24 protein-coding genes are annotated in these 24,243 nt (G+C 66.3%); 11 read left to right on the top strand and 13 right to left on the bottom strand.

Annotation, left to right across the window (positions count from 1 at the left end; genetic code table 11):
• Positions 1-63: 63 nt before the first annotated feature.
• From sdhA to sdhC, 3 genes are read right to left on the bottom strand one after another with little or no spacing between them, the layout of a single operon-like run.
• Positions 64-1,887: a succinate dehydrogenase flavoprotein subunit gene (sdhA, locus tag FLL57_RS20725; protein ID WP_013500257.1), complete on the bottom strand. Its 1,824-nt coding sequence runs from the start codon at positions 1,885-1,887 to the stop codon at positions 64-66.
• 3 nt (positions 1,888-1,890) lie between these two features.
• Complete coding sequence (gene sdhD, locus FLL57_RS20730; protein ID WP_013500256.1) at positions 1,891-2,304, bottom strand: succinate dehydrogenase, hydrophobic membrane anchor protein; 414 nt, start codon at positions 2,302-2,304, stop codon at positions 1,891-1,893.
• Positions 2,301-2,699, bottom strand: coding sequence for a succinate dehydrogenase, cytochrome b556 subunit (sdhC, locus tag FLL57_RS20735; RefSeq protein ID WP_013500255.1), 399 nt, complete (start codon positions 2,697-2,699; stop codon positions 2,301-2,303). The genes sdhD and sdhC overlap by 4 nt, the downstream gene beginning before the upstream one ends.
• A gap of 380 nt (positions 2,700-3,079) precedes the next feature.
• On the opposite strand from sdhC, the gene FLL57_RS20740 reads away from it, so the two are divergent.
• Positions 3,080-4,027 carry a cation diffusion facilitator family transporter gene (locus FLL57_RS20740; protein WP_142883900.1) on the top strand — a complete coding sequence of 316 codons (948 nt, stop codon included), beginning with the start codon at positions 3,080-3,082 and terminating at the stop codon, positions 4,025-4,027.
• A gap of 299 nt (positions 4,028-4,326) precedes the next feature.
• Here FLL57_RS20740 and FLL57_RS20745 read toward each other — a convergent pair whose 3' ends face one another.
• Positions 4,327-5,838, bottom strand: a complete 1,512-nt coding sequence (locus FLL57_RS20745; RefSeq protein ID WP_142883901.1) for a malonate--CoA ligase — start codon at positions 5,836-5,838, stop codon at positions 4,327-4,329.
• Between the two features lie 273 nt (positions 5,839-6,111).
• Between FLL57_RS20745 and FLL57_RS20750 the strand changes: the two genes are divergently transcribed.
• The 3 genes from FLL57_RS20750 (at position 6,112) to FLL57_RS20760 (ending at position 8,348) form a co-directional block, all read left to right on the top strand.
• Complete coding sequence (locus FLL57_RS20750) at positions 6,112-6,687, top strand: fasciclin domain-containing protein (protein ID WP_013500252.1); 576 nt, start codon at positions 6,112-6,114, stop codon at positions 6,685-6,687.
• A gap of 223 nt (positions 6,688-6,910) precedes the next feature.
• A complete protein-coding gene (locus FLL57_RS20755) occupies positions 6,911-7,549 on the top strand; it encodes a cytochrome b/b6 domain-containing protein (protein ID WP_013500251.1) in 639 nt (212 codons plus the stop codon).
• A 19-nt stretch (positions 7,550-7,568) separates the two neighbouring features.
• Entirely contained in the window at positions 7,569-8,348 is a 780-nt protein-coding gene (locus FLL57_RS20760) for a molybdopterin-dependent oxidoreductase (protein WP_142883902.1), read from the top strand.
• Positions 8,349-8,502: 154 nt separating this feature from the next.
• Here FLL57_RS20760 and FLL57_RS20765 read toward each other — a convergent pair whose 3' ends face one another.
• Positions 8,503-9,696 carry a YbfB/YjiJ family MFS transporter gene (locus FLL57_RS20765; RefSeq protein WP_142883903.1) on the bottom strand — a complete coding sequence of 398 codons (1,194 nt, stop codon included), beginning with the start codon at positions 9,694-9,696 and terminating at the stop codon, positions 8,503-8,505.
• 222 nt (positions 9,697-9,918) lie between these two features.
• Here FLL57_RS20765 and leuB point away from each other — a divergent pair, with 222 nt between their 5' ends.
• Positions 9,919-11,031 carry a 3-isopropylmalate dehydrogenase gene (leuB, locus tag FLL57_RS20775; RefSeq protein ID WP_047310023.1) on the top strand — a complete coding sequence of 371 codons (1,113 nt, stop codon included), beginning with the start codon at positions 9,919-9,921 and terminating at the stop codon, positions 11,029-11,031.
• A gap of 157 nt (positions 11,032-11,188) precedes the next feature.
• Here the strand turns inward: leuB and FLL57_RS20780 are convergent, their stop codons facing one another.
• Positions 11,189-11,590 carry a hypothetical protein gene (locus FLL57_RS20780; RefSeq protein WP_013500245.1) on the bottom strand — a complete coding sequence of 134 codons (402 nt, stop codon included), beginning with the start codon at positions 11,588-11,590 and terminating at the stop codon, positions 11,189-11,191.
• A 143-nt stretch (positions 11,591-11,733) separates the two neighbouring features.
• The gene (locus tag FLL57_RS20785; RefSeq protein ID WP_142883904.1) at positions 11,734-12,543 is read right to left on the bottom strand and encodes a hypothetical protein; all 810 of its coding nucleotides are present in this window, start codon (positions 12,541-12,543) and stop codon (positions 11,734-11,736) included.
• Between the two features lie 115 nt (positions 12,544-12,658).
• Here FLL57_RS20785 and FLL57_RS20790 point away from each other — a divergent pair, with 115 nt between their 5' ends.
• Both FLL57_RS20790 and FLL57_RS20795 read left to right on the top strand, forming a co-directional pair.
• On the top strand, positions 12,659-13,693 hold the full coding sequence (locus FLL57_RS20790) for an aspartate-semialdehyde dehydrogenase (RefSeq protein WP_142883905.1): 1,035 nt from the start codon (positions 12,659-12,661) through the stop codon (positions 13,691-13,693).
• 134 nt (positions 13,694-13,827) lie between these two features.
• Complete coding sequence (locus FLL57_RS20795) at positions 13,828-14,382, top strand: TIGR00645 family protein (RefSeq protein WP_047310020.1); 555 nt, start codon at positions 13,828-13,830, stop codon at positions 14,380-14,382.
• A gap of 147 nt (positions 14,383-14,529) precedes the next feature.
• Here FLL57_RS20795 and FLL57_RS20800 read toward each other — a convergent pair whose 3' ends face one another.
• Positions 14,530-15,174: a carbonic anhydrase gene (locus tag FLL57_RS20800; protein WP_013500241.1), complete on the bottom strand. Its 645-nt coding sequence runs from the start codon at positions 15,172-15,174 to the stop codon at positions 14,530-14,532.
• 179 nt (positions 15,175-15,353) lie between these two features.
• On the opposite strand from FLL57_RS20800, the gene FLL57_RS20805 reads away from it, so the two are divergent.
• Entirely contained in the window at positions 15,354-16,232 is an 879-nt protein-coding gene (locus FLL57_RS20805) for an HpcH/HpaI aldolase/citrate lyase family protein (RefSeq protein ID WP_013500240.1), read from the top strand.
• Between the two features lie 82 nt (positions 16,233-16,314).
• On the opposite strand, the gene FLL57_RS20810 is transcribed toward FLL57_RS20805, so the two are convergent.
• From FLL57_RS20810 to FLL57_RS20825, 4 genes are all read right to left on the bottom strand, one after another.
• Positions 16,315-17,295 carry an IS110 family transposase gene (locus FLL57_RS20810; protein ID WP_142884228.1) on the bottom strand — a complete coding sequence of 327 codons (981 nt, stop codon included), beginning with the start codon at positions 17,293-17,295 and terminating at the stop codon, positions 16,315-16,317.
• A gap of 309 nt (positions 17,296-17,604) precedes the next feature.
• The gene (locus FLL57_RS20815) at positions 17,605-19,296 is read right to left on the bottom strand and encodes a methyl-accepting chemotaxis protein (RefSeq protein WP_142883906.1); all 1,692 of its coding nucleotides are present in this window, start codon (positions 19,294-19,296) and stop codon (positions 17,605-17,607) included.
• Positions 19,297-20,027: 731 nt separating this feature from the next.
• A complete protein-coding gene (gene leuD / locus FLL57_RS20820; RefSeq protein ID WP_013500238.1) occupies positions 20,028-20,633 on the bottom strand; it encodes a 3-isopropylmalate dehydratase small subunit in 606 nt (201 codons plus the stop codon).
• An 85-nt stretch (positions 20,634-20,718) separates the two neighbouring features.
• Entirely contained in the window at positions 20,719-21,120 is a 402-nt protein-coding gene (locus FLL57_RS20825) for a metallopeptidase family protein (protein WP_013500237.1), read from the bottom strand.
• 106 nt (positions 21,121-21,226) lie between these two features.
• Here FLL57_RS20825 and FLL57_RS20830 point away from each other — a divergent pair, with 106 nt between their 5' ends.
• The 3 genes from FLL57_RS20830 (at position 21,227) to FLL57_RS20840 (ending at position 22,507) form a co-directional block, all read left to right on the top strand.
• Positions 21,227-21,556 (top strand): hypothetical protein, encoded by a 330-nt coding sequence (locus FLL57_RS20830; RefSeq protein ID WP_142883907.1) that lies wholly within the window; start codon positions 21,227-21,229, stop codon positions 21,554-21,556.
• Between the two features lie 238 nt (positions 21,557-21,794).
• Positions 21,795-22,082 (top strand): hypothetical protein, encoded by a 288-nt coding sequence (locus tag FLL57_RS20835; protein ID WP_142883908.1) that lies wholly within the window; start codon positions 21,795-21,797, stop codon positions 22,080-22,082.
• Between the two features lie 110 nt (positions 22,083-22,192).
• On the top strand, positions 22,193-22,507 hold the full coding sequence (locus FLL57_RS20840) for a hypothetical protein (RefSeq protein WP_041807637.1): 315 nt from the start codon (positions 22,193-22,195) through the stop codon (positions 22,505-22,507).
• A gap of 101 nt (positions 22,508-22,608) precedes the next feature.
• On the opposite strand, the gene leuC is transcribed toward FLL57_RS20840, so the two are convergent.
• Complete coding sequence (gene leuC, locus FLL57_RS20845; protein ID WP_142883910.1) at positions 22,609-24,018, bottom strand: 3-isopropylmalate dehydratase large subunit; 1,410 nt, start codon at positions 24,016-24,018, stop codon at positions 22,609-22,611.
• Positions 24,019-24,243 lie beyond the last annotated feature (225 nt).

Here is a 24,243-nt window from a genome sequence, read left to right on the forward strand (position 1 = left end):
ATTCCGGGCTCGTGCGCGTGCCGCGCACGCCCCGGAATGACGGGGCATGTTAGCGTAGTCGTCTCAATACACCCGCGGCTTCGGCGGGATGTACTGGACGTCGTTGGTCATCGTGTAGTCGTGCACCGGCCGGTAATCGATCGTCACGTCGCCCTTGTCGCCGATCCAGGCCAGCGTGTGCTTCATCCAGGCGGCGTCGTCGCGGTCCGGGAAGTCCTCGCGGGCGTGAGCGCCGCGGCTCTCGGTGCGGTTGGCGGCCGAGTTCATCGTCACCACCGCCTGGACGATCAGATTGTCGAATTCCAGGGTCTCGACCAGATCCGAATTCCACACCAGCGAACGATCCGACACGCCGACATCGCCGACGCTGCCATAGACGTTGGCGATCAGCTCCTTGCCCTCGGCGAGCACTTCGCCGGTGCGGAACACCGCGCAGTTGTTCTGCATCACGTGCTGCATCCGCTCGCGCAGCTTGGCAGTCGGAGTGCCGCCCTTGGCGTAGCGATACTTGTCGAGGCGACCCAGCGACATCTCGGCCGAGTCCGCGGGCAGCTCCGGCTGCTTGCCGTTCGGCACCAGCTTCTCGGCGCAGCGCAGCGCCGCGGCGCGGCCGAACACCACGAGGTCGATCAGCGAGTTGGAGCCGAGGCGGTTGGCGCCGTGCACCGACACGCAAGCGGCTTCGCCGATCGCCATCAGGCCCGGCACCACCGCGTTGTCGTCGCCATCCTTCTTGGTGACGACCTCGCCGTGGAAGTTGGTCGGGATGCCGCCCATGTTGTAGTGCACGGTCGGCAGAATCGGGATCGGCTCGCGGGTGACGTCGACGCCGGCGAAGATCCGCGCCGATTCCGAGATGCCCGGCAGTCGTTCGTGCAGCACTTCCGGCGCCAGATGGTCGAGGTGCAGGAAGATGTGGTCCTTCTTCTTGCCGACGCCGCGACCTTCGCGCATTTCGATGGTCATCGCCCGCGAAACCACATCGCGCGAGGCGAGATCCTTGGCGGACGGCGCATAGCGCTCCATGAAGCGCTCGCCCTCGGAATTGACCAGATAGCCGCCCTCACCGCGGGCGCCTTCGGTCACCAGACAGCCCGAGCCGTAGATGCCGGTCGGGTGGAACTGGACGAACTCCATGTCCTGCAGCGGCAGGCCGGCGCGCAGCGCCATCGCACCGCCGTCGCCGGTGCAGGTGTGCGCCGAGGTGCAGGAGGCGTAGGCGCGGCCGTAGCCGCCGGTGGCGAGAATCGTGGTCTGCGCCTTGAAGCGGTGGATGGTGCCGTCGTCGAGCTTCAGCGCCACGACGCCGCGGCAGCAGCCCTGATCGTCCATGATCAGGTCGATGGCGAAGAACTCGATGTAGAACTCCGCCGAATGCCGCAGCGCCTGGCCGTACATCGTGTGCAGCATGGCGTGGCCGGTGCGGTCGGCAGCCGCGCAGGTGCGCTGCGCCTGGCCCTTGCCGAATTCCATCGTCATGCCGCCGAACGGCCGCTGATAGATCTTGCCGTCCTCGGTGCGCGAGAACGGCACGCCCCAATGCTCGAGCTCGTACACGGCTTCCGGCGCGTTGCGGACCATGTATTCGATGGAGTCCTGGTCGCCGAGCCAGTCCGACCCCTTGACGGTGTCGTACATGTGCCAGCGCCAGTCGTCCTTGTGCATGTTGCCGAGCGAGGCCGAGATGCCGCCTTGCGCCGCCACGGTGTGCGACCGGGTCGGGAACACCTTGGTGATGCAGGCGGTGCGCAGTCCCGCCTCGCTGCAGCCGACCACCGCGCGCAGGCCAGCGCCGCCGGCGCCAACCACCACGACGTCGTAGGTGTGGTCCTCGATCGGATAGGCGGTACCGCCCGCCGCCGCAGCGCCGTTGCCGCTCACCGCCATGCCTTAAACTCCGGATGCCATTTTGAAGATCGCAAAGATCGCGGCGAGCGCCACGGCGATCGAGAAGAAGTTGTTGGCCATCACCGTGACCAGCTTGAGCTTTTCGTTCTGGATATAGTCTTCGATCACCACCTGCATGCCGATCTTCATGTGGATCGCAGAGGCGATGATGAACAGGATCATGACCAGCGCGATCAGCGGCGAGCCGAGGATCTGGGCGGCGGCGGCCTGATTACGGCCGAGCAGCATCATGATCACCACGATGGTCGGCAGGATCAGCAGCGTCATCGCCACGCCGGTGATGCGCTGGCGCCAGAAATCCGAGGTTCCGGAACCGGCGGGGCCGAATTTGCGCACCTTGCCGATCGGGGTCCGCATCGAGGTCGGCTTGCGCGCGCCGTGCGCGTCGCCGCTCATCGCGCCACCCCCATCGAGTAGGCGATCACCCAGAGCAGCACCGTCAGTACGATGCCGCCGATCAGTGCCGCCCAGGTCAGCCATTCGCGGTCGGCGGTCTTGAAGCCGTAGCCGAGGTCCCAGACGAAATGCCGTACGCCGCTGAGCAGATGGTGCATCAGCGCCCAGGTATAGCCGAACACGATGAGCCGGCCGATCCAGCTCCCGGTAAAGGCTTGGACGTTGGCATAGGCCGCCGGGCCGGCGGCGCAGGCGATCAGCCACCAAGCCAGCAACAGGGTTCCGGAATACAGGGCAATGCCGGTGGCGCGATGAACGATGGACATCGTCATCGTCAGGCTCCAGCGGTAAGCCTGCATGTGGGGCGAAAGTGGTCGTTCGATCCTGGCGGTCATCGGCTCAATCGGTTGGCGGCGAGCGGACAGGGCCCCGGGGAGAGGCTCGCGAAGGTGCCTCTATTTACGAAGCCCGTTCAATCAGCGCAACGATGAAATGACATTGACAGAAGTTGAATTCATTTCTTGAAGTCCCGTCGATGCAAATCCTTGCGAGCCATCCCCGGCGACCGGGGCGGGTTCGGCGCTGAAGTTCGATTCACAACCAGCGGACCCTGTCCGCCGGCTGTCGCCAAGACCGGCGGTGCCGGCTTGGTGCGAACTGGACGAATTCTGATCGACAACCCGCGGCGCGACTTTCGCGACTTTTGGCAGCGTGCGACAGTTTGGCCGGCCTCGCCAGTATTTTTGATTCCGCAGTCCACCACCGCACTGTTGCAATGAGTCACGACCACCACCACCACCACCACGGGCCGGGCGCGGCTCACGACGTCGGCGGTCACGACCACGTGCCGAAGGATTTCGGCCGCGCTTTCGCGATCGGCATCGCGCTCAACGTCGGCTTCGTGATCGCCGAGGCGGCATTCGGTTACTTCAGCAACTCGATGGCGCTGATCGCCGACGCAGGCCACAATCTGTCCGACGTCGCCGGGCTGGTGGTGGCGTGGATCGCCGCCGGGCTGTCGAAGCGTCCGCCGTCGGCGCGCTATACCTACGGCCTGCGCGGCTCCTCGATCCTGGCGGCGCTGTTCAACGCGATCTTTCTGCTGCTCGCAGTCGGCGCGATCGGTTGGGAGGCGATCGTAAGGCTGTTCGCACCCGAGCCGGTCGCAGGTACTACGGTGATGATCGTCGCCGGGATCGGCATCGTCATCAATGCCGCCACCGCCTGGTTGTTCGCGTCCGGCCGCCACAGCGATCTCAACATCCGCGGCGCTTACTTGCATATGGCGGCGGATGCCGCGGTGTCGGCCGCCGTGGTGGTGGCCGGCGTGATCATCCTGGTTACCGGCTGGTACTGGATTGATCCGGCTGTGAGCCTGCTGGTCGCCGTGGTGATCGTGTGGGGCACCTGGGGGCTGCTCCGCGACTCCACCGCGCTGTCGCTCGCCGCGGTGCCGCGCGGCATCGATCCGGCGGCGGTACGCACCTTCCTGTCGAAGCTCCCCGGCGTGACGCAGGTTCACGACCTGCATATCTGGGGGATGTCGACCACCGAAGTCGCGCTCACCTGCCATCTGGTGATGCCCGGCGGCGCGCCGGGCGATCCGTTCCTGGTCGACCTCGCCCACGAACTGCAGCACGATTTCGGCATCGCCCACACCACGGTGCAGATCGAGACCGACCCCGACACCGTGTGTGCGCTGGCGCCGGATCACGTGGTGTAGATCCCTGCAAACGACGTCGTCGCTGATCGGGACCATTTGTGAGGCAAGGAGCCCGTAGCTCCCCTCCCCCTTGCGGGGAGGGGTCGGGGGTGGGGGGCCACGGGCACTGTGCTCGCGGCACCCCCACCCCGGCCTCCGCTGCGCTCGGCCGACCCTCCCCGCAAGGGGGAGGGGCTCAATCAGCGCCTCGCACCATCAAAGCCGTAGTTAGTTCGGCCGCCATCGACTGTCATTCCGGGTTCGCGCTGCGCGCGCCCCGGAATGACGGCGCGAGTGGAAAGTGACGGCGCGGCGCGCGATTACTTGTAAATGTCCTTGTAGGTCTCGCGCAGGACGTTCTTCTGGACCTTGCCCATGGTGTTGCGCGGCAGGTCGTCGACGAAGATCACCTTCTTCGGCATCTTGAACTTGGCGAGCTGGCCGTCGAGCCCCTTGATCACCTGCGCTTCGTCGATGCTGGCGCCCTTGTCGCGCACCACGACGGCGGTGACGCCTTCGCCGAAATCGGCGTGCGGCACGCCGATCACCGCGGATTCGACCACGCCCGGCATGGCGTCGATCTCGCTCTCGATTTCCTTCGGATAGACGTTGAAGCCGCCGGTGATCACCAGATCCTTGCCGCGGCCGAGGATGTGGACGTAACCGCGCTCGTCGATCTTGCCGAGGTCGCCGGTGATGAAGAAGCCGTCGTCGCGGAACTCCGACTTGGTCTTCTCCGGCATCCGCCAATAGCCCTTGAACACGTTCGGGCCCTTCACCTCGATCATGCCGATCTCGCCACGCGGCAATTCGCGGCCGGTTTCCGGATCGGTCACGCGCGCCGACACGCCGGGCAGCGCCGGGCCGACCGCGCCGGGGACGCGGTCGCCGTCATACGGGTTCGAGGTATTCATGTTGGTTTCGGTCATGCCGTAGCGTTCGAGCACGGCGTGGCCGGTCTTCGCCGACCATTCGCGGTGGGTGTCGGCGAGCAGCGGCGCCGAGCCGGAGATGAACAGCCGCATATGGCTGGTGGTCTCCTTGGTGAGCCGCGGGCTTTGCAGCAGGCGGGTGTAGAACGTCGGCACGCCCATCAGCACGGTAGCGCGCGCCATCAGGTCGAGGATCCTGTCGGGATCGAACTTCGGCAGGAAGATCATCGATCCGCGCGCGAACAGCGTGACGTTGCTGGCCACGAACAGCCCGTGGGTGTGATAGATCGGCAGCGCGTGGATCAGCACGTCGTCCGGCGTGAAGCGCCAGAATTCCACCAGTGTCAGCGAGTTCGACGCCAAATTGTCGTGGCTGAGCATCGCGCCCTTGGAGCGGCCGGTGGTGCCCGAGGTGTACAGAATCGCCGCGAGATCGTCGTCGCCGCGTTCGACCGTGGCGAACGCCTCGCTGGCCTGGGCGGCCGCGTCGGTGAGCGAGCCCTGCCCGTCCGGCCCGAGCGTCTCCACCGTGGCGCCGACCTTGGCGGCGATCGCCGCGACGCCGTCGCGCCTGGACGGATCGCACACCACGATCTTCGGCTCGGCGTCGGTGATGAAGTAATCGAGCTCGTGCAGCGTGTAGGCGGTGTTGAGCGGCAGATACACGCCGCCTGCCCGCACCGTGGCGAGATACAGCACCAGCGCCTCGACCGACTTCTCGGTTTGCGCCGCAACACGGTCGCCGACCTTCAGCCCCCGCGCCACCAGCACGTTGGCGACGCGCCCTGCCCGCGCCACCAGATCGGCGTAGCTGATCTTGTCGCCGGCCGCGGTTTCGATCGCGAGCTTGTGCGGGTCGTCGAGGCTGTCGAACAGGCGGGCGAACAGATTGGCGTTCATGTCGGTGTTCCGGGCGCATCAGGTTGTCGGGAAAGCGCCGTTGATTAGCAAGAACGCTCAGGCCAGCGCAACGCCAGAACCGGACCGCGGCGCGCCTGAACGAACAGAACCGGTTTCGGTTTCACCCTGCGACAAAAAAGAATTTCTGAAACGGCGCCGAAAAACTCCCGTAGCTCGCCGCGACGAGGCGCCGAGCCCTCGAAGGTGCACGCCAGCGTCACTCAACCTCGCCCGCGGCGATCGCGGGCAGCCATCACTCTCGGGAGACCAACCATGACGAAGCGAATTGCTCTGCTGACCGCCGCCGCCTTCAGCGCTCTGGCGCTCGCCGGCACCGTGACGGCCCCCGCCTCCGCCGAATCCGGCAAGATGATGAAGAGTTCCGGCGACACCGTGATGGTCGGCGGCGCGCCGATGTATCCGTCGAAAAACATCGTCGAGAATGCCGCCAAGTCCAAGGATCACACCACGCTGGTGGCCGCCGTGAAGGCCGCCGGCCTGGTCAAGACGCTGGAGGGCAAGGGCCCGTTCACCGTGTTCGCGCCGACCAACATGGCGTTCGACAAGCTGCCGGCCGGCACCGTCGACACGCTGGTGAAGCCGGAGAACAAGAAGCAGCTCACCAAGATCCTCACCTACCACGTGGTGCCCGGCAAGCTCGAGGCCGCCGATCTCACCGATGGCAAGAAGCTCAAGACCGTCGAAGGCGAGACCCTGACGGTGAAGCGGATGGGCGACCAGGTGATGCTGATCGACACCAAGGGCGGCAGCTCGACCGTGACGATTCCGAACGTCAACCAGTCCAACGGCGTGATCCACGTGATCGATACCGTGCTGATGCCGTCGTAACGGCGACTCGCCTCCGCGGCGCTTGATGTCCCCCAGGCGCGGCGAAGGCTGCGGCAAGCTGCCGCGAACGAAGGCGCGGGCCGGGGACCGGCTCGCGCTTTCGTGATCCCGCTCTCGCGCGCAGTTGCGCGTCGGTCGACAGACGATCGATAATCGGCAGTAACGAAATCGGCGCATTGCCCGTAATGTCCGGTGCAACCGCTGTCTTTCAGGAAGAGGGCCGATGGCGACCACCCTGACCGATCCTGCCCCGGCCACTCCAGCGCTCGCCGAAACCGGCGCCGTGCTGCAGCCGCTGTGGGTGAGGGTGATGCACTGGATCAACGCCGCCGCGCTGCTGGCGATGATCATGTCCGGCTGGCAGATCTACAACGCCGCACCGCTGTTCGACTTCCAGTTTTCACGCACGATCACGCTCGGCGGCTGGCTCGGCGGCGGCCTGCTGTGGCACTTCGCGGCGATGTGGGTGCTGGTGATCAACGGCGTGCTGTACGTCATGCTCGGTTTCGCCACCGGCCGATTCCGGCGCAGGCTGTGGCCGATCACGCTGTCGGGTGTAGTCTCCGACCTGTCGCAGGCAGTCCGCTTGCGGCTGTCGCACGACGATCTCGGCCGCTACAATTCGGTGCAGAAACTCCTGTATGTCGGCGTGCTGCTGGTCGGCCTGGTATCGGTGGCGTCGGGGCTGGCGATCTGGAAGCCGGTGCAGTTCCAGACCCTCACGTCGCTGCTCGGCGGCTACGATGCCGCACGCTACGTGCATTTTTTCGCGATGAGCGCGATTGTCGCGTTCTCGGCGATCCACATCGTGCTCGCCGCCCTCGTGCCCAAGGCACTGCGGGCGATGATTATCGGACGCTGACGACACCAGGATCTCTCCCATGCTGCGCATCAACAGACTGCTGATCCCGGGCGTCGACAAGAAGCTGCTGGTTCGCGACGCCGCCAGGCTGATGCCCGACGTGTCGCGGCGACGCTTCCTCGCCGGCGGCGCCAGCCTCGGCGCGCTGACGCTGCTGACCGGATGCGACGTCGTCGATGGCGCCTCGGCCGAGACGCTGCTCGCCAAGGTGTCGAAGTTCAACGACGCCGTGCAGGCAGCGATCTTCAATCCGAACACGCTGGCGCCGACCTTCAGCGAAAGCGACATCACCCGGCCGTTCCCGTTCAACGCCTACTACGCGCTCGACCAGGCGCCCACGATCGACGGCGGCGACTGGAAGCTGGAAGTGTCCGGCCTGGTCCAGAACAACAAGAGCTGGACGCTGCAGGAGCTGACGCAGCTACCCGAGGTGTCGCAGATCACCCGTCACGTCTGCGTCGAAGGCTGGAGCGCGATCGGCCAGTGGAGCGGCGTGCGGCTGCGCGATTTCCTCGAGCTGATCGGCGCAGACACCAAGGCGAACTACGTCTGGTTCCGCTGCGCCGACGATTACACCTCGCCGATCGACATGCCGACCGCGCTGCATCCGCAGACCCAGATGACCTTCAAGTTCGGCGGCGAGATGCTGCCGCGCGCCTACGGCTACCCTATGAAGATCCGGATCCCGACCAAGCTCGGCTTCAAGAATCCGAAATACGTCGTGTCGATGGAAGTCACCAACGACTACAAGGGCGGCTATTGGGAAGACCAGGGCTACAACTCGTTCAGCGGATTGTAGCGCACTCTCCCCTCGCCGGTGATTCCGGGGCACGCGCAAAGCGCGTGAACCCGGAATCCAGAGCAGCCCTGCGAACGGCCCCGCCGGGTGCCCTGAACGTCGGGATTCCGGGTTCGCGAGCTGCGCCCGCGCTCCGGAATGACACCTCGTGGAATCAACTCGCGCACCGCAGCGGTCGTTGAAACGCCGACAGCAGCGCCCCCAGCGCCAGCGTCGCGGCCGAGACGGCGAGCGCCGAGGACAGCGAGTCGATCGCGTCGGTGATGGCGCCGACCACCAGCGGGCCGAGGGTCTGACCGATGCCGAACGCGATCGTCATCGCGGCGATCGCGCCGGGCCAGGCCGCCTGCGGATAGTTGAAGCGGACGAAGGCGGTGGTCGAGGCCACCACCGCGAAGAACGACACCCCGAACACCAGCGCCGAGGTCGCCAGCATCAATGGCGACAGGCTGAACAGCGGCAGCACCGCGCCGACCGCATTGACCGCCAGGATGATGGTGGTCGACAGCCCGCCGCGATGCAGCGCCATCACCCGGCGCCACACCCAGGGCGTGACGAAGGCGCTGATCCCGATCAGGCACCAGAACGCGCTCTGGGCCGCTGCGCCGCCGCCGGCGTCGCGCACATAGGCGATCATGAAGGTCATGTAGGCGATGTAGCCGGCACCGAACATGAAGTAGCCGGCCAGATAGATCAGCACCGGCGCGATCCGGAACGGCGCGGCGCGGCCGCCGCCGAGCCCGGCATCGACCCCGATCGGCGCCAGCAGCACCGGCAGCGTCATCGCGGCCGACAGCGCGGCAAGCACCAGCCATCCCAGCCACCACGAGCCCGGTCCGGCCGCCTGCAGCAGAAACGGCGCGATCAGCCCCGATGACAGGATGCCGATGCCGGGGCCGGCGTAGAACAGGCTGAGCAGGAATGCCGAGCGCGCCGGCTGCGCCTGGGCGATCGTGGTGGCGAGCGCTCCCCCGGCCACGAATGCCAGCGCCGCGCCGACCCCGGCGATCAGCCGGGCTCCCGACAGCACCGCGAAATTCCCCGAGATCGCGCACAAGGCCAGCGAAAGCACGCAGGCCAGCGTCCCGGCCCGGACGATCGCCGCCATGCCGAACCGCGCGACCAGCCGGGACGTCACCAGCGCGCCGACGAGATAGCCGGCCGCATTGATGGTATTCATGAATCCTGCCGCCGAATACGACCAGGCGAGGCTGTCGCGCATGTCCGGCAGCAGCAGCGAATAGGCAAAGCGGCCGATGCCCAGCCCCACGGTCGGCGCAAGCGACAGGATCAGGATCAGGCGCGCCGGATGAGCAGGCGCCGCCTCGGTGCGGTCGAGCAGTGTCAAGCGTTTCTCCCGCCGCCATTCTGGCAGCCGCCCCGCCCGACCGGCAAGCAGCCGCTGCGCAACACTGTCTTGCCAAGCCCGCACCGGCGATCTAGCACTCGGCCCCGCGAATTCCTCACGGCGTCGTTGCCGGGCTCGACCCGGCAATCCAGCTTCTTGCGAGACGGATGGATGCCCGGGTCAAGCCCGGGCATGACGACCTCCATTGATATCGAGGCTCATATGGCAACGCACAAACTGCTTCTTCTTCCCGGGGACGGCATCGGCACCGAAGTGATGGCCGAGGTCAGCCGGCTGATCGACTGGCTCAACAAGGCCGGCATTGCCAGCTTCGAGACCGAGCACGGGCTGGTCGGCGGCGCCGCCTATGATGCCGACAAGGTGGCGATCACCGACGCTACGATGGCGCTGGCGCACGCCTCCGACGCGGTGATCTTCGGCGCGGTCGGCGGTCCGAAGTGGGACGGCGTGCCGTACGACGCCCGCCCCGAGGCCGGCCTGCTGCGGCTGCGCAAGGATCTCGGCCTGTTCGCCAATCTGCGCCCGGCGGTTTGCTACCCGGCGCTGGCGGATTCCTCCAGCCTGAAGCGCGACGTGGTCGAGGGCCTCGACATCATGATCGTCCGCGAGCTGACCGGCGGGGTGTATTTCGGCGAGCCGAAGACCATCACCGACCTCGGAGGTGGCCAGAAGCGCGCGATCGACACCCAGGTCTACGACACCTACGAGATCGAGCGCATCGCTCGCGTCGCCTTCGACCTGGCGCAGAAACGCCGCAACAAGGTGACCTCGATGGAGAAGCGCAACGTCATGAAGACGGGCGTGCTCTGGAACGAGGTGGTGACCCAGGTGCACGACCGCGAATACAAGTCGGTGCAGCTCGAGCACCAGCTCGCCGATTCCGGCGGCATGAACCTCGTCAAGTGGCCGAAGCAGTTCGACGTCATCGTCACCGACAACCTGTTCGGCGACATGCTGTCCGACATCGCCGCGATGCTGACCGGCTCGCTCGGCATGCTGCCGTCGGCCTCGCTCGGCGCGGTCGACACCAAGACCGGCAAGCGCAAGTCGATGTACGAGCCGGTGCACGGCTCGGCCCCGGACATCGCCGGCAAGGGCATGGCCAATCCGGTGGCGATGCTGGCCTCGTTCGGCATGGCGCTGCGCTATTCGCTCGACATGGGCGCGCTCGCCGACAAGCTCGATCAGGCGATCGCCGCGGTGCTGGCCAAGGGCCTGCGCACCGCCGACATCAAGAGCGAAGGCACCACCGTGGTGTCGACCTCGCAGATGGGCGAAGCGATCGTCGCCGAGATGCAGGCGCTGCACGGCTGAGGTGTTGCCGCATCCTTCGAGACGCCGCGGCCAGGCTCTTCGAGCCTCGCCCGGCGCCTCAGGATCGGGCGCCGGCGGGCGCTTTGATCGCCGGCTAAGGCTCAAACAAAACGCCCGGCTCACGCCGGGCGTTCGTGTTTCTGACAGGACGCGCCGATCAGTACAGCGGGAAAGCGGTCGGATAGCCGCCGAGGTCGGACGCCGGGTTGAGCGGCCAGCGGTCGAGCGGACGCTGACCGTTCTCGCGGGCGAACGAATAACCCGGCGGGAAAGCGTAGTCGCTGAACTTGCGGTCGCCCGGCAGCACCTCGGTGCCGGCATCGAGCCAGGACCGCTTGGTGACGTAAACCCGGGTACGCGGACCGGACTGATAAACCACGTTCGGGCCGCGGGCGCCGTAGCGGATCTGGTCGGAGGTGCTGTAAACCCGCTTCTTCTTCGGCGCGGCATCGGCAGTGCTGGTGCCGATCAAGGCAACGGCGGCTGCCGCGAGCAGCACCGGCAACAGTCTGGCGGCAGTGGATTTCACGAGCATCGGGGTCCCCATCGGCAGGCGCATTCCAGGTTCGTCCTTTGTAGCCGTCGCCGCACGCCGGCCACAAGGTCAATCCGGCAACACCGCGTGACAATCATTCAATCCGCGCGAGGCCGAAATGTTGCATCAACTCCAGCGCGTTAGCCGGCACGGAGCGGCCCCGGCGATCACAGCCGCCCCCGCAGCACCGGGTCTTGCACGCCGGTCACCCAATCGGCGGAGGCCGACGCGGCCGGAAGCTGATTCGGCGCGCAGCGTTCCCGCCGCAGCTCGGCCTGCGCGAACGCGGCCGCGGTGGCGGCGTCCCCGCTCAGCAGCACCAGCCGGTCGAGCAGGCAGGCAACCGCGGCCCGGCGCTGCGGCCCGGTGTCACCACGGCAGGAAAAGCCCGAGATCCGCAGGCCGGCCGTCTCGATCGGCTTGACGAAGCCGAGACAGGCGCCAGCCGGACGATCGCCGCCGGCCGTTCCGAACAGCGGCACCGGGCCGAATTTGGTTTCGATCACCCCGGCGGCCTCGAGCGCGGCGGTGCCGCCCGGGTCCATCCGCGCCGCCAGCTCCACTTCAGGCGCCAGCCGGGATGCCTCGCTGCCGATCCGGTAGACCTCGATCTCGGCCGCCACCGGCTCGCCGGGCGCTGCAATCCGCACCACGTCCTTGCGGCCGCCGTCGGGGTGGCGAAGGATTTCGGTGCTGTCGGATTTTCCCGGCCAATCGAGCTGGCTGACCGCGAACGCCGGAGAGGAGCGCGGCGCCACGCTCCAGCCCGGCTCAGGCTCGGCGGTGACCGCCGCGGTGATCGCGGCGTCGGTCAACGGATTGGCGCTGTAGAACACGATCAGGCCGATCAGCGCCAGCGCGCCGACATAGGCCAGCATCCGCAGCACGGTGTCGCGGCATTCGTCGGCGAAACTGCGCAGCGCCGGGTGAATCCGGGACGGATGGGCAGCGGCGCGGAGGGCCGGGTTGCTTCGCATTGGCGCGGGCTCGAAAGGGTAATACGTTGTGTCAGCGGCGTTTCTCGCATAGAAGCGCTGACTTCTCCTTGCTGCGGCCTGCCGCAGCGGAGCAAATTCCTTCGGAGAGTGAACGATGGGTTACAAAGTCGCGGTAGTGGGTGCGACCGGCAATGTCGGGCGTGAGATGCTCGCCATTCTGGACGAACGCAAGTTCCCGGCCGACGAGGTGGTGGCGCTGGCATCGCGCCGCTCGGTCGGCGTCGAGGTGAGCTACGGCGACAAAACCCTGAAATGCAAGGCGCTCGAGCACTACGACTTCAGCGACGTCGACATCTGCCTGATGTCGGCGGGCGGCGAGGTGTCGAAGGAGTGGTCGCCGAAGATCGGCCAGCAGGGCGCGGTCGTGATCGACAATTCGTCGGCGTGGCGGATGGATCCGGACGTGCCGCTGATCGTGCCGGAAGTGAACGCCGCGGCCGCCGCCGGCTTCACCAAGAAGAACATCATCGCCAATCCGAACTGCTCGACCGCGCAGCTCGTGGTGGCGCTGAAGCCGCTGCACGATCACGCCAAGATCAAGCGCGTGGTGGTGTCGACCTATCAGTCGGTGTCGGGCGCCGGCAAGGACGCGATGGACGAACTGTTCTCGCAGACCAAGGCCGTCTACACCAACGACGAGCTGGTGAATAAGAAGTTCCCCAAGCGGATCGCTTTCAACCTCATCCCGCAGATCGACGTCTTCATGGAAGATGGCTTTACCAAGGAAGAGTGGAAGATGATGGTCGAGACCAAGAAGATCCTCGACCCCAAGATCAAGCTGACCGCGACCTGCGTGCGGGTGCCGGTGTTCGTCAGCCATTCGGAATCGGTCAACATCGAGTTCGAGAACCCGATCACCGCCGACGAGGCGCGCGAAATCCTGCGCAAGGCGCCGGGCTGCCTGGTGATCGACAAGCACGAGCCGGGCGGCTACGTCACGCCGTACGAAGCCGCCGGCGAAGACGCCACCTACATCAGCCGCATCCGCGAGGATGCGACGGTCGAGAACGGCCTGGTGCTGTGGTGCGTGTCCGACAACCTGCGCAAGGGCGCGGCGCTGAACGCGATCCAGATCGCCGAGGCGCTGATCAACCGCAAGCTGATCACCGCCAAGAAGCAGGCGGCATAGTCCGCCGCAGATCGGTACTGATTGCTGATGGCCGGGGCTCGTCCCCGGCCATTTGCGTTCATGGTGCGCAATGGTACTGACGAAAGGCCGCAGCCGCGCTAGGCTGACGCAGCTCCATCGCCGACGGACCTGCCATGACCGACCAGCCCGATCCGCCGACCTCGTCCTCCGCCACCAAGCGCGTCGAGCGCGGCTTCGAGACCGTGCTGTTCAACAGCCGCTGGCTGATGGCTCCGTTCTATTTCGGGCTGGTGATCAGCCTGCTGGTGCTGCTGTACAAATTCGTGGTGCTGCTCGCCGAACTGATCCTGCACGCCACCCTCGCCAAGGAATCCGACATCATCCTCGGCGTGCTCAGCCTGATCGACGTCTCACTGACCGGCAATCTGGTACTAATCGTGGTGTTCTCCGGCTACGAAAACTTCGTGTCGCGGATCGACCCCGGCGATCACCCCGATTGGCCCGAATGGATGACCAAGGTCGACTTCGCCGGGCTGAAGCAAAAACTGCTGGCCTCGATCGTGGCGATCTCGGCGATCCAGGTGCTGAAGGCGTTCATGAACATCGACAGCTACGACCAGACCAAGCTGGCCTGGCTGATCGGCATCCATCTGGTGTTCGTGATCTCGACCCTGATCATGGCGCTGTCCGACCGCTGGGGTCACAGCGACGACAAGGGCGGCCACTAGGCCGCCGACGCGAGCATGCTCGCGCTCGAACCCTCTTGCGCGGGCGCGATCCGCGCATCCATCCTGCGCGTCTCAGCGCGCGGCGGACATTCTGCGAAGGGTGAGGGATTGCCGGGTCGAGGCCCGGCAATGACGTCGCGTTCCGTCTCACACCACCTTCACGACCGGCACGAACTGCTTGCTGTCCTGATCGAGCACGTAGAGCTCGCCGTCGGCGACGCCGAAATAGGCGCCGTGGAGCTGCAGCCGGCCGCGCTCGACCAATATTTGGATACAGGGGAAGGTCATCAGATTCTCGATGCTGCGGAACACCGCGGCCTTCTCGATCCGGGTGCGGAAGTCCTGCACGGTTTCGTGGTCGCGCTTTTCGACGACTTCGCCGGGCTTGGTGAACATCTGCATCCAGCGGCCGATGAAATCGCTCTCGGTCAGCGGCGGGGTTTTGTCGGTGAAGGCTTTGATGCCGCCGCATTGGGCGTGGCCGAGCACCACGATGTGCTTCACCTTGAGCACCTGCACGGCGAATTCCAGCGCCGCCGAAACGCCGTGGGCGCCGCCGTCGGGCTCGTACACCGGCACCAGATTGGCGACGTTGCGGACCACGAAGATCTCGCCCGGCCCGGCGTCGAAAATCACCTCCGGCGAGACGCGGCTGTCGCAGCAGCCGATCACCATCACCTCCGGCGACTGACCGCGCTCGGAGAGTTCGCGATAGCGGCTCTGCTCGGTCGGCAGCCGCTGGCTTCGGAACGCTTCGTAGCCCGAGATCAGGGACGTCGGAAAAGAGGTCATCGGCGCGGTCTCTCCATGGTGGACAATGGCGCGTATGCGAGCGGGATGCGATGCGACCAGGATACGCGCGCGCCTGATCCCGCACCGATAATCACAGGATGCGACCGCGAACAAGCCTTCCGGCCCGGCGGCCGGGATGCTATCGCCTCGGGCGATTTTCGTATCGCCAGGGGGGAACCATGATCCGACCGCGCCGCAGCCTGTTGTTCATGCCGGGATCGAACGCGCGAGCGCTCGAAAAAGCCCGGCTGCTGCCCGCCGACGGCCTGATCCTGGACCTCGAAGACGCGGTGGCGCCGGACGCCAAGGATGTCGCGCGCGACCAGATCGCCGCTGCGGTGGCGGCCAAGGGCTACGGCAAGCGCGAGGTGCTGGTGCGGATCAACGCGCTCGACACCGCGTGGTGGCAGGACGACGTCGCGATGGCCGCAAAGGCCGGGCCCGACGGCATTCTGGTGCCGAAGGTCTCGACCATCGAGGACATCGCCACCGTCGGCAACAGGCTCGCCGAACTCGGCGCCGATCCGTCGATCCGGGTCTGGATCATGATCGAGACCGCGCGCGGCGTGCTGCACGCCGAGGAACTGGCGGCGCAGAAGCACGATGCCAAGTCCCGGCTGGAAGGCTTCGTGTTCGGCCCCAATGACATCTCGCGCGAGACCGGCATCCGGATGCTGCCCGGGCGTTCCACCATGCTGCCGATGATCACGCGTTGCGTGCTCGCCGCCCGGGTTCACGGCCTGATCGCGCTGGATGGTCCGTACAGCGACATCGGCAATGTCGACGGCCTGTCCGAAGAGTGCGCGCAGGCCCGCGATCTCGGGTTCGACGGCAAGACGCTGATCCATCCCGGCCAGATCGACGCCTGCAACGCCGCCTTTACGCCGCCGGCGGAAGACGTCGCGCAGGCCCGCAAGATCCTCGCCGCGTTCGAGCGCCCGGAGAACCAGGGCCGCGGCGCGATCCAGCTCGACGGCCGCATGGTCGAACGGCTGCACGCCGAGATCGCCAGGAAGACGATTGCGATCGCGGATGCGATCGAAACGGCGGGCCATTAAGGCCGCGAGCGGCTCATATAGCTGATGGTCATTCCGGGGCGCGAGCGATAGCTCGCGAACCCGGAATCTACCGTGTCTCCTGTCAAGTCAGTGATGCGCCTTTCCAGGGCTGTCCGGACCTCAGAACAGCATTGGCGAACACGACGAGCCGGCGGAGCACAGCGATGAGTGCAACCTTCACTGGCTTGCCGTCGGCGATCAGGCGTTCGTAGAACGGTCGCAGGATTTTATTGTGCCGGCTGGCGGCGACGGCCGCCATGTAGAGGATGTGTCGGACGGCCGCACGGCCGCCGCGGATGCGGGCCGGAGCGGTCATCGTACCGCTTTGGCGAACGAACGGCGCCACGCCGACCAGCGCTGCGGCGGCCTTGTTGTCGACGCGGCCGAGCTCGGGCACCATGGCGATCAGGGTCATCGCCGAGGTGACGCCGATGCCTTTGATGGTGGTGAGCAGGCGTTGGGCCGCGACCAGGTCGGCGCTCTGGCGGAGCAGGGTCTGCATCCTCTGCTGGAGTGATTTGTCTTCGGCCCGAAGCATGTCGAGGTGCTGCTCGATCGCCTGCCGGATCTCGGCGAGCCGCGTCGTCGCCAGCCGGCAACTCTCGGCGTGGATCATCTGTTTGAGCTGGTCGCGGCGGCTGGCGCATTCATGAAGCGCCTCCCGGACCGGATTTTCCTCGAGTTCGACGTGATCGGGCTTGCGGCCTCGGATTTCGTCGGGGCTCGCCGCATATGCCGCGAGCAGGCGCGCGTCCGACGTATCCGATTTGGCGTTCTGGCCGATCAGCGTGCGATAGGCTGCGAACCGCGACGTGTGCACGATCTCGACCGGCAGACCCGCTTGGCGCAGCGCCTTGACCAGCGGCTTCTCATAGCCGCCGGTCGGTTCGACCGCGATCCGCGTCAACTGCGGCCCGGCGCCAAGACGCTGAACCAGCTCTGAGATCGCGTCCGGGCGGTTCGCGTAATGAGCGCGACCGCCTCGATGCCATGCCACGTCGAGGCTCGCGCCGCCGACGTCGATGCCGATGAAGATGTTGTCCGACGAAGAGGAGGCTGTCATGATGTCCCTGCCTTGTTCCACGAGGCAAGGCCGGCGCCTGGATCGTCTATCGTGCGGCCAGCACTTACTACCGTCCGGGTGTCCGGCCTTTTCGACCAAACGAGGCGGGGAACGAGATTCCGACGGTCGCCAACGACCTTCCCGAGAACTCGTTACGCCCGCCCCGATGACCTCTTAGACTATCCCGAGGTCACCCGAGACTTACGATCCCGAGATTGTTGCGGTCAGCTCGTGCCCCGCATTTCGAGATTCCGGGTTCGCCGCTGCGCGGCGCCCCGGAATGACGGAGTGCGTGGCAAAGGCTTCAGATCAGGCCGCCCGCACCGAGGCCAGGAAATTGCCGACCTCGGCGCGCAGGCGGCTGCTTTCGCTCGACAGCGATTGCGCCGCGGAGAGCACCTGGACCGAGGCCGCGCCGGTCTCGCGGGCGCCGGCCTGAACGCGGGCGATATCGGCGTCGACCTGCGAAGCGCCGTGGGCCGCGTGCTGGATGTTGACGGCGATATCCTTGGTGGCCATGCCCTGCTCTTCGACCGCGGACGCGATCGAGGAGGAGATCTCGGACATCTGGCCGATGATCGAGCAGATCTCCTTGATGGCCGCAACCGACTCGCCGGTCGCCGCCTGAATGCCGGTGATCTGCTGGCCGATCTCGCCGGTCGCCTTGCCGGTCTGTTCGGCCAGAGCCTTGACCTCCGCCGCGACCACCGCGAAGCCACGGCCGGCGTCGCCGGCCCGCGCCGCTTCGATGGTGGCATTGAGCGCCAGCAGGTTGGTCTGGCCCGCGATCGTGCTGATCAGCTCGACGACGTCGCCGATCCGCGCCGCGGCCGCCGACAATTCGCCGACCCGTTCATTGGTCCGGCGCGCCTGATCGGCGGCTTCATTGGCTACCGTGGCAGAAGTCTGCACCTGCCGCCCGATCTCGTGTACCGACGCGGTCAGTTCCTCGCTGGCGGACGCCACCGACTGCACGCCGGCGGACGCCTCCTGCGACGACTCCGCGACGCCGGCCGCGAGATCGAGCGAGCGCGCCGCAGTGGAGGACAGGGAGTGCGCAGCCGCCTCCAGCTCGTTTGCGGCAGCCGACACCGTCTTGATGATCTCGCCGACCGCGTCTTCAAAGCCGTCGGCGAGCCGCGCCATATCGGCCCTGCGCCGCTCGGCGGCAAGGTGCTCCTGCCGACTCTTTTCGGCGGCCTCTTCGCCGGCCTTGTGCTCGGCGTTGGTCTTGATCGCGGCGATCGCCTTTGCCATCCCGCCGATTTCGTCGCTGCGCCCGGCACCCGGGATCACCACATCGCGGACGCCGGCAGCCATCGCCTGCATGGCGGCGGTGAGCCGCACCAGCGGCCGGACCATGCCGAACGCCAATCCGGCGACCCCGAGCCCGATCAGCAGCACTGCAAAGCCGGACAGACTCCAAACGATGGTCGAGTAACTCCCGACCTGGCGAGCAGCTTCGGTTTCCAGTTCGGCATTTGCCGCGTGAGCGCGCTCGACGATGTCGTCGATGATGGCGCGGTGAGCCGCGTAGGCCTTTTCCAGCTTCGCATAGGCGGCTTCCGCGGCCGCCTGGTCGCCGGCGCGCAGCGCCGGGATCAGCTCCTGCTCGGCCACCGTCCAGAACTTCTGCACCTCGGCGTCGGAATCGACGGTCAGCCGTGCCTTCGCCGTAGGTTCGAGCCCGGAGGCCGACCAGTATCTGTGCCGGTCCAGATAATTGCGGCGAAGCTGTTCGAGCTTTGACGCATGCGCGCTCCATTCGGCCGGTCGGCGCAGCGCCAGCGTCGTTTCGAGATAGGCTTCGATCACATAGGCCGGCGGCGGCAGGATGTCGGCGACCAGATCGTTGCCGAGCTTGATCTGCGAATACAGCGGCCCGCCGATACGTAACTGATTCAGCGCCAGCAGATTGACTGACAGCATCGCCGTGATGCTGACCAGAACAACCACGGCGAAAGTGACGATCATCGTCGTGATCGACAGACGGATTTTCATGACGTTCGTCTCGGGAGGATCGGATTTCGATCGGATTAGTTCCGCCGGCTTAAGACGACGTTACGCCAAGCCAAATCGAGACGCGAAGATTCTACGTGCGACCGACAGATTTCCTCATGTCACAGGCGCACGAACAGGGCCGCATCGAAGATGCGGCGTCGCCGTTCGATTACTTCTAGTTCGCAAGAGTTGCGGCATACTTCCGAGCGATTAGTTCCCGGCGAGATCGGGTCACGCGCGCGCCGCCGCTTGCGGCCTTCGAGCCGCGTAGCACGGCATGGATTGCGACGATGCGGCGCGGGAGTCCATACGACCATCGTGGCACGATCGCGAATCGAATCCGCGTCACACATGGCATCGTCATTGCAAACGATCAGAATCGAGGCAGCGCCTCAGTCCGATGCAGTCGTCGGCGTCGCGGAAGAACCTTGAAGTAAGCGCAGACGCAATTGCGTGGTCGCGTAGCGCGCAGGTTAGCCGGCGCCGTGCCGCTCCAGGGAGCCTAAGGGCCTGGTTGAAACTCAACCAACGATGTCGAGCACAGACCAACTCGATGGTGCTGCCTGAACCCGAGACTCCACGCCTCGAGTCCGACGTTCGGACAAAGACGAAAATGGCCGGGTCGAGCCCGGCCATCACAAAGCTTGATCCGCGACCAGTCCTACCGAGCAAAAGCGGCCGCAGCGGCTCGCCGCGGACGTCTCCCACACCGGGCGGGGAGAACCGAGGCGTTACGCCCAGGCGCGCTCGGTCTTCAGCTTGGTCTCGTAGGCGTCGATCGACGGCTTCTTTTCCAGCGTCAGGCCGATGTCGTCGAGGCCGTTGATCAGGCAGTGCTTGCGGAACGGGTCGATCTCGAATTTGATCGCACCGCCGTCCGGGCCGCGGATTTCCTGAGCCGGCAGATCGATCGTCATCGTGGCGTTGGCGCCGCGCTCGGCGTCGTCGAACAGCTTGTCCAGATCGGCCTGCGACACACGGATCGGCAGCACGCCGTTCTTGAAGCAATTGTTGTAGAAGATGTCGCCGAACGAGGTCGAGATCACGCAGCGGATGCCGAAATCGAGCAGTGCCCAGGGGGCGTGCTCGCGGCTCGAGCCGCAACCGAAATTGTCGCCGGCGACCAGGATCTTGGCGCCGCGATAGGCCGGCTTGTTGAGAATGAAATCCGGGTTCTCGCTGCCGTCGTCCTTGTAGCGCTGCTCCGAGAACAGGCCCTTGCCGAGACCGGTGCGCTTGATGGTCTTCAGATACTGCTTGGGAATGATCATGTCGGTGTCGACATTGATGATCTTCAGCGGCGCCGCGACGCCTTCCAGCGTGGTGAACTTGTCCATCGTGAGGTCTCCGGGATTTGGAGGAAGGTCATAGCGCCCCGTCACGGGCGGTCAAGCGTCGGATACGGTATGCTGCCCGGCGCCATCAGCCTTCGGCATTGGCCTCGATCGCTTCCATATCGTCGTCCGACAGGCCGAAATGGTGGCCGATCTCGTGCACCAGAACGTGGCGGACGATCTCCCCGAGGCTGTCGTCGTGGTCGGCCCAATAATCCAGGATCGGCCGGCGGTACAGCCAGATCATGTTGGGCATCGGCGCGACGTCCTGGCTGGAACGCTGCGGCAGGCCGATGCCCTGGAACAGGCCGAGCACATCGAATTCGCTTTCCGCCCCCAGCTCGTCGAGCACCTCTTCGGTGGCGAAATCGTCGACTCTGATGACGACGTCCTCACACAGCGAGCGGAACTCGGCCGGCAGCTTGGCGAACATCTCGTGCGCCATCTGTTCCAGTTCGGCCAGCGACGGGGCTTTGGCGGCGATCCACATGACCGCCGTTGTACGCGATCGGCCGGGGGCGGCAAGCGGCTTGCGGTTGACGACGGCGCCGCGATCGGGGACGTTGCCGCGGGGCTTCGAAGGGGCGGATGGCAGCATGTATCGGGTGGAGATGGAGCGGGTCACGATCGCGGCGGCAACGCTCGGGCTGGCGCTGGCTTTGGGCCTGCCGACGGTCGCCTCGGCGCAGGCCCAACAGGCCGCTCCGGCACGTGCCGAGCGCTCGACCGACTTTTCGGCGCAGGAGCGTGCCCGGCCACCGCGGCGCCTGCCGATCTATCCGCGCGACGACGGCGACGGGGTGATTCCGCGCTACGATCCCGGCCGCAACGCGGTGCGCGACTGCAGCGCCACCTATGTGCAGGAATATCGGCCGAGCGGCACCGTCATCGTGCCGCGGATGAATTGTTTCTGGCGGCGCGGCTGAGCGCCGCAGGTTCCTGACGGCGGCACAATCCCAGCCGTCATTCGGTACGCCAGGCACCAAGCAAAGCCGCTCGCGGCTCGGAACTCCGGCTGCACATCGCGCATTGCCGTCGCGCGGGGACGCATTCACTCCGCATTCACGTCGCGCCCTTCAGCCTGATCGTCAGGGGGTCATGCCTCGCGGCACGCACGCCGACCGCCCGGCGGGAGGACGCACGTCGCCAACCAAGGAGTCACGTATGAAAATCTGGAAATTCGCCGGCCTGGCTGCAATCGCCGGCCTGTTGCTGATCGCGGCGTCCGGCGACCGCGCGCAGGCGGCGCCGCTGGCGACCCCGGGCATTGCCACCGCAGTCCAACGCGGCGCGATGCCGGAGGTGACCGAGGTACAGTACCGCCGCCATCGTCACTACCACCGGCACCACCCTCGCGCGTACCGTCACCATCACGTTCGGCGCTACTACGCTCCGCCGCGGCACTACCGGCATCACCGCCACCACTACCGTCATCACCGGCACTGGCGCTGACACCGAACAGTTACCAACGGGCCCGCAGGACGGGCCCGTTGTCGTCGGGGAGGTTGCAATTCCGCCGCGGAGGCCGGCATCATCCGCACCTGCGACCGATGGAGGTGACGATGCGAGCATGGATCGGAGCGGCCATTATGGCGGCGGCGCTCGGGGCGGCAAGCCCGGCCGACGCAAGCCCATCGGTTTCGGACCAGGTGCCGGTGGTGACGGCCTCGCAACCGACCGACGTCGGCGCGCGGCAGCGGCGGCATCGGGTCGAACAGCGGCGCCACGCCCGGCGGTCTCCGGCACCGCGCCGGACCCATGTTTACGCGCCGCGCGGCGCCTACGACTACAATGCCCACCCGCATTGGTACCGGCCCGACCCGGTGTCGCCGTTCTTCCCGTTCAGCTACGGCTGGGGCCTCGGGCCGTCGTGGTAAGCGCGGCACGGTGCTGAGCACCGCCGGACGTCATCCGGCGGCGCGTCGCTGCTCACCAACCAGCTCGCGGGCCTTCGCCCGCAGCCGGCGAGAGGATCGTGTCAGCGCCAGTCGCGGATGTCGACGAAGTGGCCGGCGATCGCGGCGGCGGCGGCCATCGCCGGCGACACCAGATGGGTGCGGCCCTTGAAGCCCTGACGACCCTCGAAGTTGCGGTTCGAGGTCGAAGCGCAGCGCTCTTCCGGCGCCAGCTTGTCGGGATTCATGGCGAGACACATCGAGCAGCCCGGCTCGCGCCATTCGAAGCCGGCATTGATGAAGATCTTGTCCAGCCCCTCGGCCTCGGCCTGCTCCTTCACCAGGCCGGAGCCCGGCACGATGATGGCGTTGACGTTGGCGTTGACGGTCTTGCCCTCGGCGACCTTGGCGGCGGCGCGCAGATCTTCGATGCGGCCGTTGGTGCAGGAGCCGATGAACATCCGGTCGATCTTGATATCGGTGATCTTGGTGCCCGGAGTCAGGCCCATATAGGCCAGCGCGCGCTCCTTGGAGAGCCGCTTGGCTTCATCGGCGATGTCGGCCGGGTTCGGCACGCGGCCGGTGACCGAAATCACGTCCTCAGGGCTGGTGCCCCAGGTAACGATCGGCGGCAGCGCAGCGGCGTCGAGCTTCAGCTCGTGATCGAAATGCGCGCCGTCGTCGGAGCGCAGCGTGTCCCAATAGCGCATCGCCGCGTCCCAGGCCTCGCCCTTCGGCGCCAGCGGACGGCCCTTCAGGAACTCATAGGCGCGCTCGTCCGGCGCGATCAGGCCGGCGCGGGCGCCGCCTTCGATCGACATGTTGCAGACCGTCATGCGGCCTTCCATCGACAGCGACCGGATCGCGTCGCCGGCATATTCCAGCACGTAGCCGGTACCGCCCGCGGTGCCGATCTCACCGATGATCGCCAGGATCACGTCCTTGGCGGTGACGCCGTCCGGCAGCTTGCCGTCGACCGTCACGCGCATGTTCTTGGCCTTCTTCTGGATCAGCGTCTGGGTCGCAAGCACATGCTCGACCTCGGAGGTGCCGATGCCGTGCGCCAGCGCGCCGAACGCCCCATGGGTCGAAGTGTGGCTGTCACCGCAGACGATGGTGGTGCCGGGCAGCGTGAAGCCCTGCTCTGGGCCGATGACGTGCACCACGCCCTGACGCTTGTCGAACTCGTTGTAGTAGGTGATGCCGAAGTCGCGGGCGTTCTCGGCCAGCGCGGCGATCTGCTCGGCGCTTTCCGGATCCGGATTGGGCTTGGAGCGATCCGTGGTCGGCACGTTGTGGTCGACCACCGCCAGCGTCTTCTCCGGCGCATGCACCTTGCGGCCCGCGGTGCGCAGACCTTCGAACGCCTGCGGCGAAGTGACTTCGTGCACCAGATGGCGGTCGATATACAGCAGGCAGGTGCCGTCTTCGGCCTCGTGCACCAGATGGTCGTTCCAGATCTTGTCGTACAGCGTAGTGGGCTTGGCGGACATGGTGTCGGTCCTTCGGAAGGATCTTTGAATTGTCGAAGTGAGCAGGATCGCGCGGCGCGAATGCGCCGTCGGCCGATCAGCTAATCAGCGCGGCCGTGGTCAACCGGCCGAAGAACCGCCACGGCAGGCGGCTGCGGTCGTCGAGCACAATCTTCGAGGCGCGGCGGCGGTTTGGAAACATTCCATCCATATAGCACGTCACGGCAGGGCCACAACGCTTCGCCG

The organism is Rhodopseudomonas palustris (genome assembly GCF_007005445.1).
GTDB lineage: Bacteria > Pseudomonadota > Alphaproteobacteria > Rhizobiales > Xanthobacteraceae > Rhodopseudomonas > Rhodopseudomonas palustris_G.

What these genes read in the sequence shown, in the direction of transcription:
- FLL57_RS20745 (WP_142883901.1), bottom strand. Translation starts at nt 5,838, where the DNA reads ATGAACGCCAATCTGTTCGCCCGCCTGTTCGACAGCCTCGACGACCCG.
- FLL57_RS20790 (WP_142883905.1), top strand. Translation starts at nt 12,659, where the DNA reads ATGGGTTACAAAGTCGCGGTAGTGGGTGCGACCGGCAATGTCGGGCGT.
- leuD (WP_013500238.1), bottom strand. Translation starts at nt 20,633, where the DNA reads ATGGACAAGTTCACCACGCTGGAAGGCGTCGCGGCGCCGCTGAAGATC.
- leuC (WP_142883910.1), bottom strand. Translation starts at nt 24,018, where the DNA reads ATGTCCGCCAAGCCCACTACGCTGTACGACAAGATCTGGAACGACCAT.
- sdhC (WP_013500255.1), bottom strand. Translation starts at nt 2,699, where the DNA reads ATGACCGCCAGGATCGAACGACCACTTTCGCCCCACATGCAGGCTTAC.
- FLL57_RS20825 (WP_013500237.1), bottom strand. Translation starts at nt 21,120, where the DNA reads ATGTGGATCGCCGCCAAAGCCCCGTCGCTGGCCGAACTGGAACAGATG.
- leuB (WP_047310023.1), top strand. Translation starts at nt 9,919, where the DNA reads ATGGCAACGCACAAACTGCTTCTTCTTCCCGGGGACGGCATCGGCACC.
- FLL57_RS20760 (WP_142883902.1), top strand. Translation starts at nt 7,569, where the DNA reads ATGCTGCGCATCAACAGACTGCTGATCCCGGGCGTCGACAAGAAGCTG.
- FLL57_RS20805 (WP_013500240.1), top strand. Translation starts at nt 15,354, where the DNA reads ATGATCCGACCGCGCCGCAGCCTGTTGTTCATGCCGGGATCGAACGCG.
- FLL57_RS20750 (WP_013500252.1), top strand. Translation starts at nt 6,112, where the DNA reads ATGACGAAGCGAATTGCTCTGCTGACCGCCGCCGCCTTCAGCGCTCTG.
- FLL57_RS20810 (WP_142884228.1), bottom strand. Translation starts at nt 17,295, where the DNA reads ATGACAGCCTCCTCTTCGTCGGACAACATCTTCATCGGCATCGACGTC.
- sdhD (WP_013500256.1), bottom strand. Translation starts at nt 2,304, where the DNA reads ATGAGCGGCGACGCGCACGGCGCGCGCAAGCCGACCTCGATGCGGACC.
- FLL57_RS20830 (WP_142883907.1), top strand. Translation starts at nt 21,227, where the DNA reads ATGTATCGGGTGGAGATGGAGCGGGTCACGATCGCGGCGGCAACGCTC.
- FLL57_RS20780 (WP_013500245.1), bottom strand. Translation starts at nt 11,590, where the DNA reads ATGCGCCTGCCGATGGGGACCCCGATGCTCGTGAAATCCACTGCCGCC.
- FLL57_RS20740 (WP_142883900.1), top strand. Translation starts at nt 3,080, where the DNA reads ATGAGTCACGACCACCACCACCACCACCACGGGCCGGGCGCGGCTCAC.
- FLL57_RS20800 (WP_013500241.1), bottom strand. Translation starts at nt 15,174, where the DNA reads ATGACCTCTTTTCCGACGTCCCTGATCTCGGGCTACGAAGCGTTCCGA.
- FLL57_RS20840 (WP_041807637.1), top strand. Translation starts at nt 22,193, where the DNA reads ATGCGAGCATGGATCGGAGCGGCCATTATGGCGGCGGCGCTCGGGGCG.
- sdhA (WP_013500257.1), bottom strand. Translation starts at nt 1,887, where the DNA reads ATGGCGGTGAGCGGCAACGGCGCTGCGGCGGCGGGCGGTACCGCCTAT.
- FLL57_RS20755 (WP_013500251.1), top strand. Translation starts at nt 6,911, where the DNA reads ATGGCGACCACCCTGACCGATCCTGCCCCGGCCACTCCAGCGCTCGCC.
- FLL57_RS20815 (WP_142883906.1), bottom strand. Translation starts at nt 19,296, where the DNA reads ATGAAAATCCGTCTGTCGATCACGACGATGATCGTCACTTTCGCCGTG.
- FLL57_RS20795 (WP_047310020.1), top strand. Translation starts at nt 13,828, where the DNA reads ATGACCGACCAGCCCGATCCGCCGACCTCGTCCTCCGCCACCAAGCGC.
- FLL57_RS20785 (WP_142883904.1), bottom strand. Translation starts at nt 12,543, where the DNA reads ATGCGAAGCAACCCGGCCCTCCGCGCCGCTGCCCATCCGTCCCGGATT.
- FLL57_RS20835 (WP_142883908.1), top strand. Translation starts at nt 21,795, where the DNA reads ATGAAAATCTGGAAATTCGCCGGCCTGGCTGCAATCGCCGGCCTGTTG.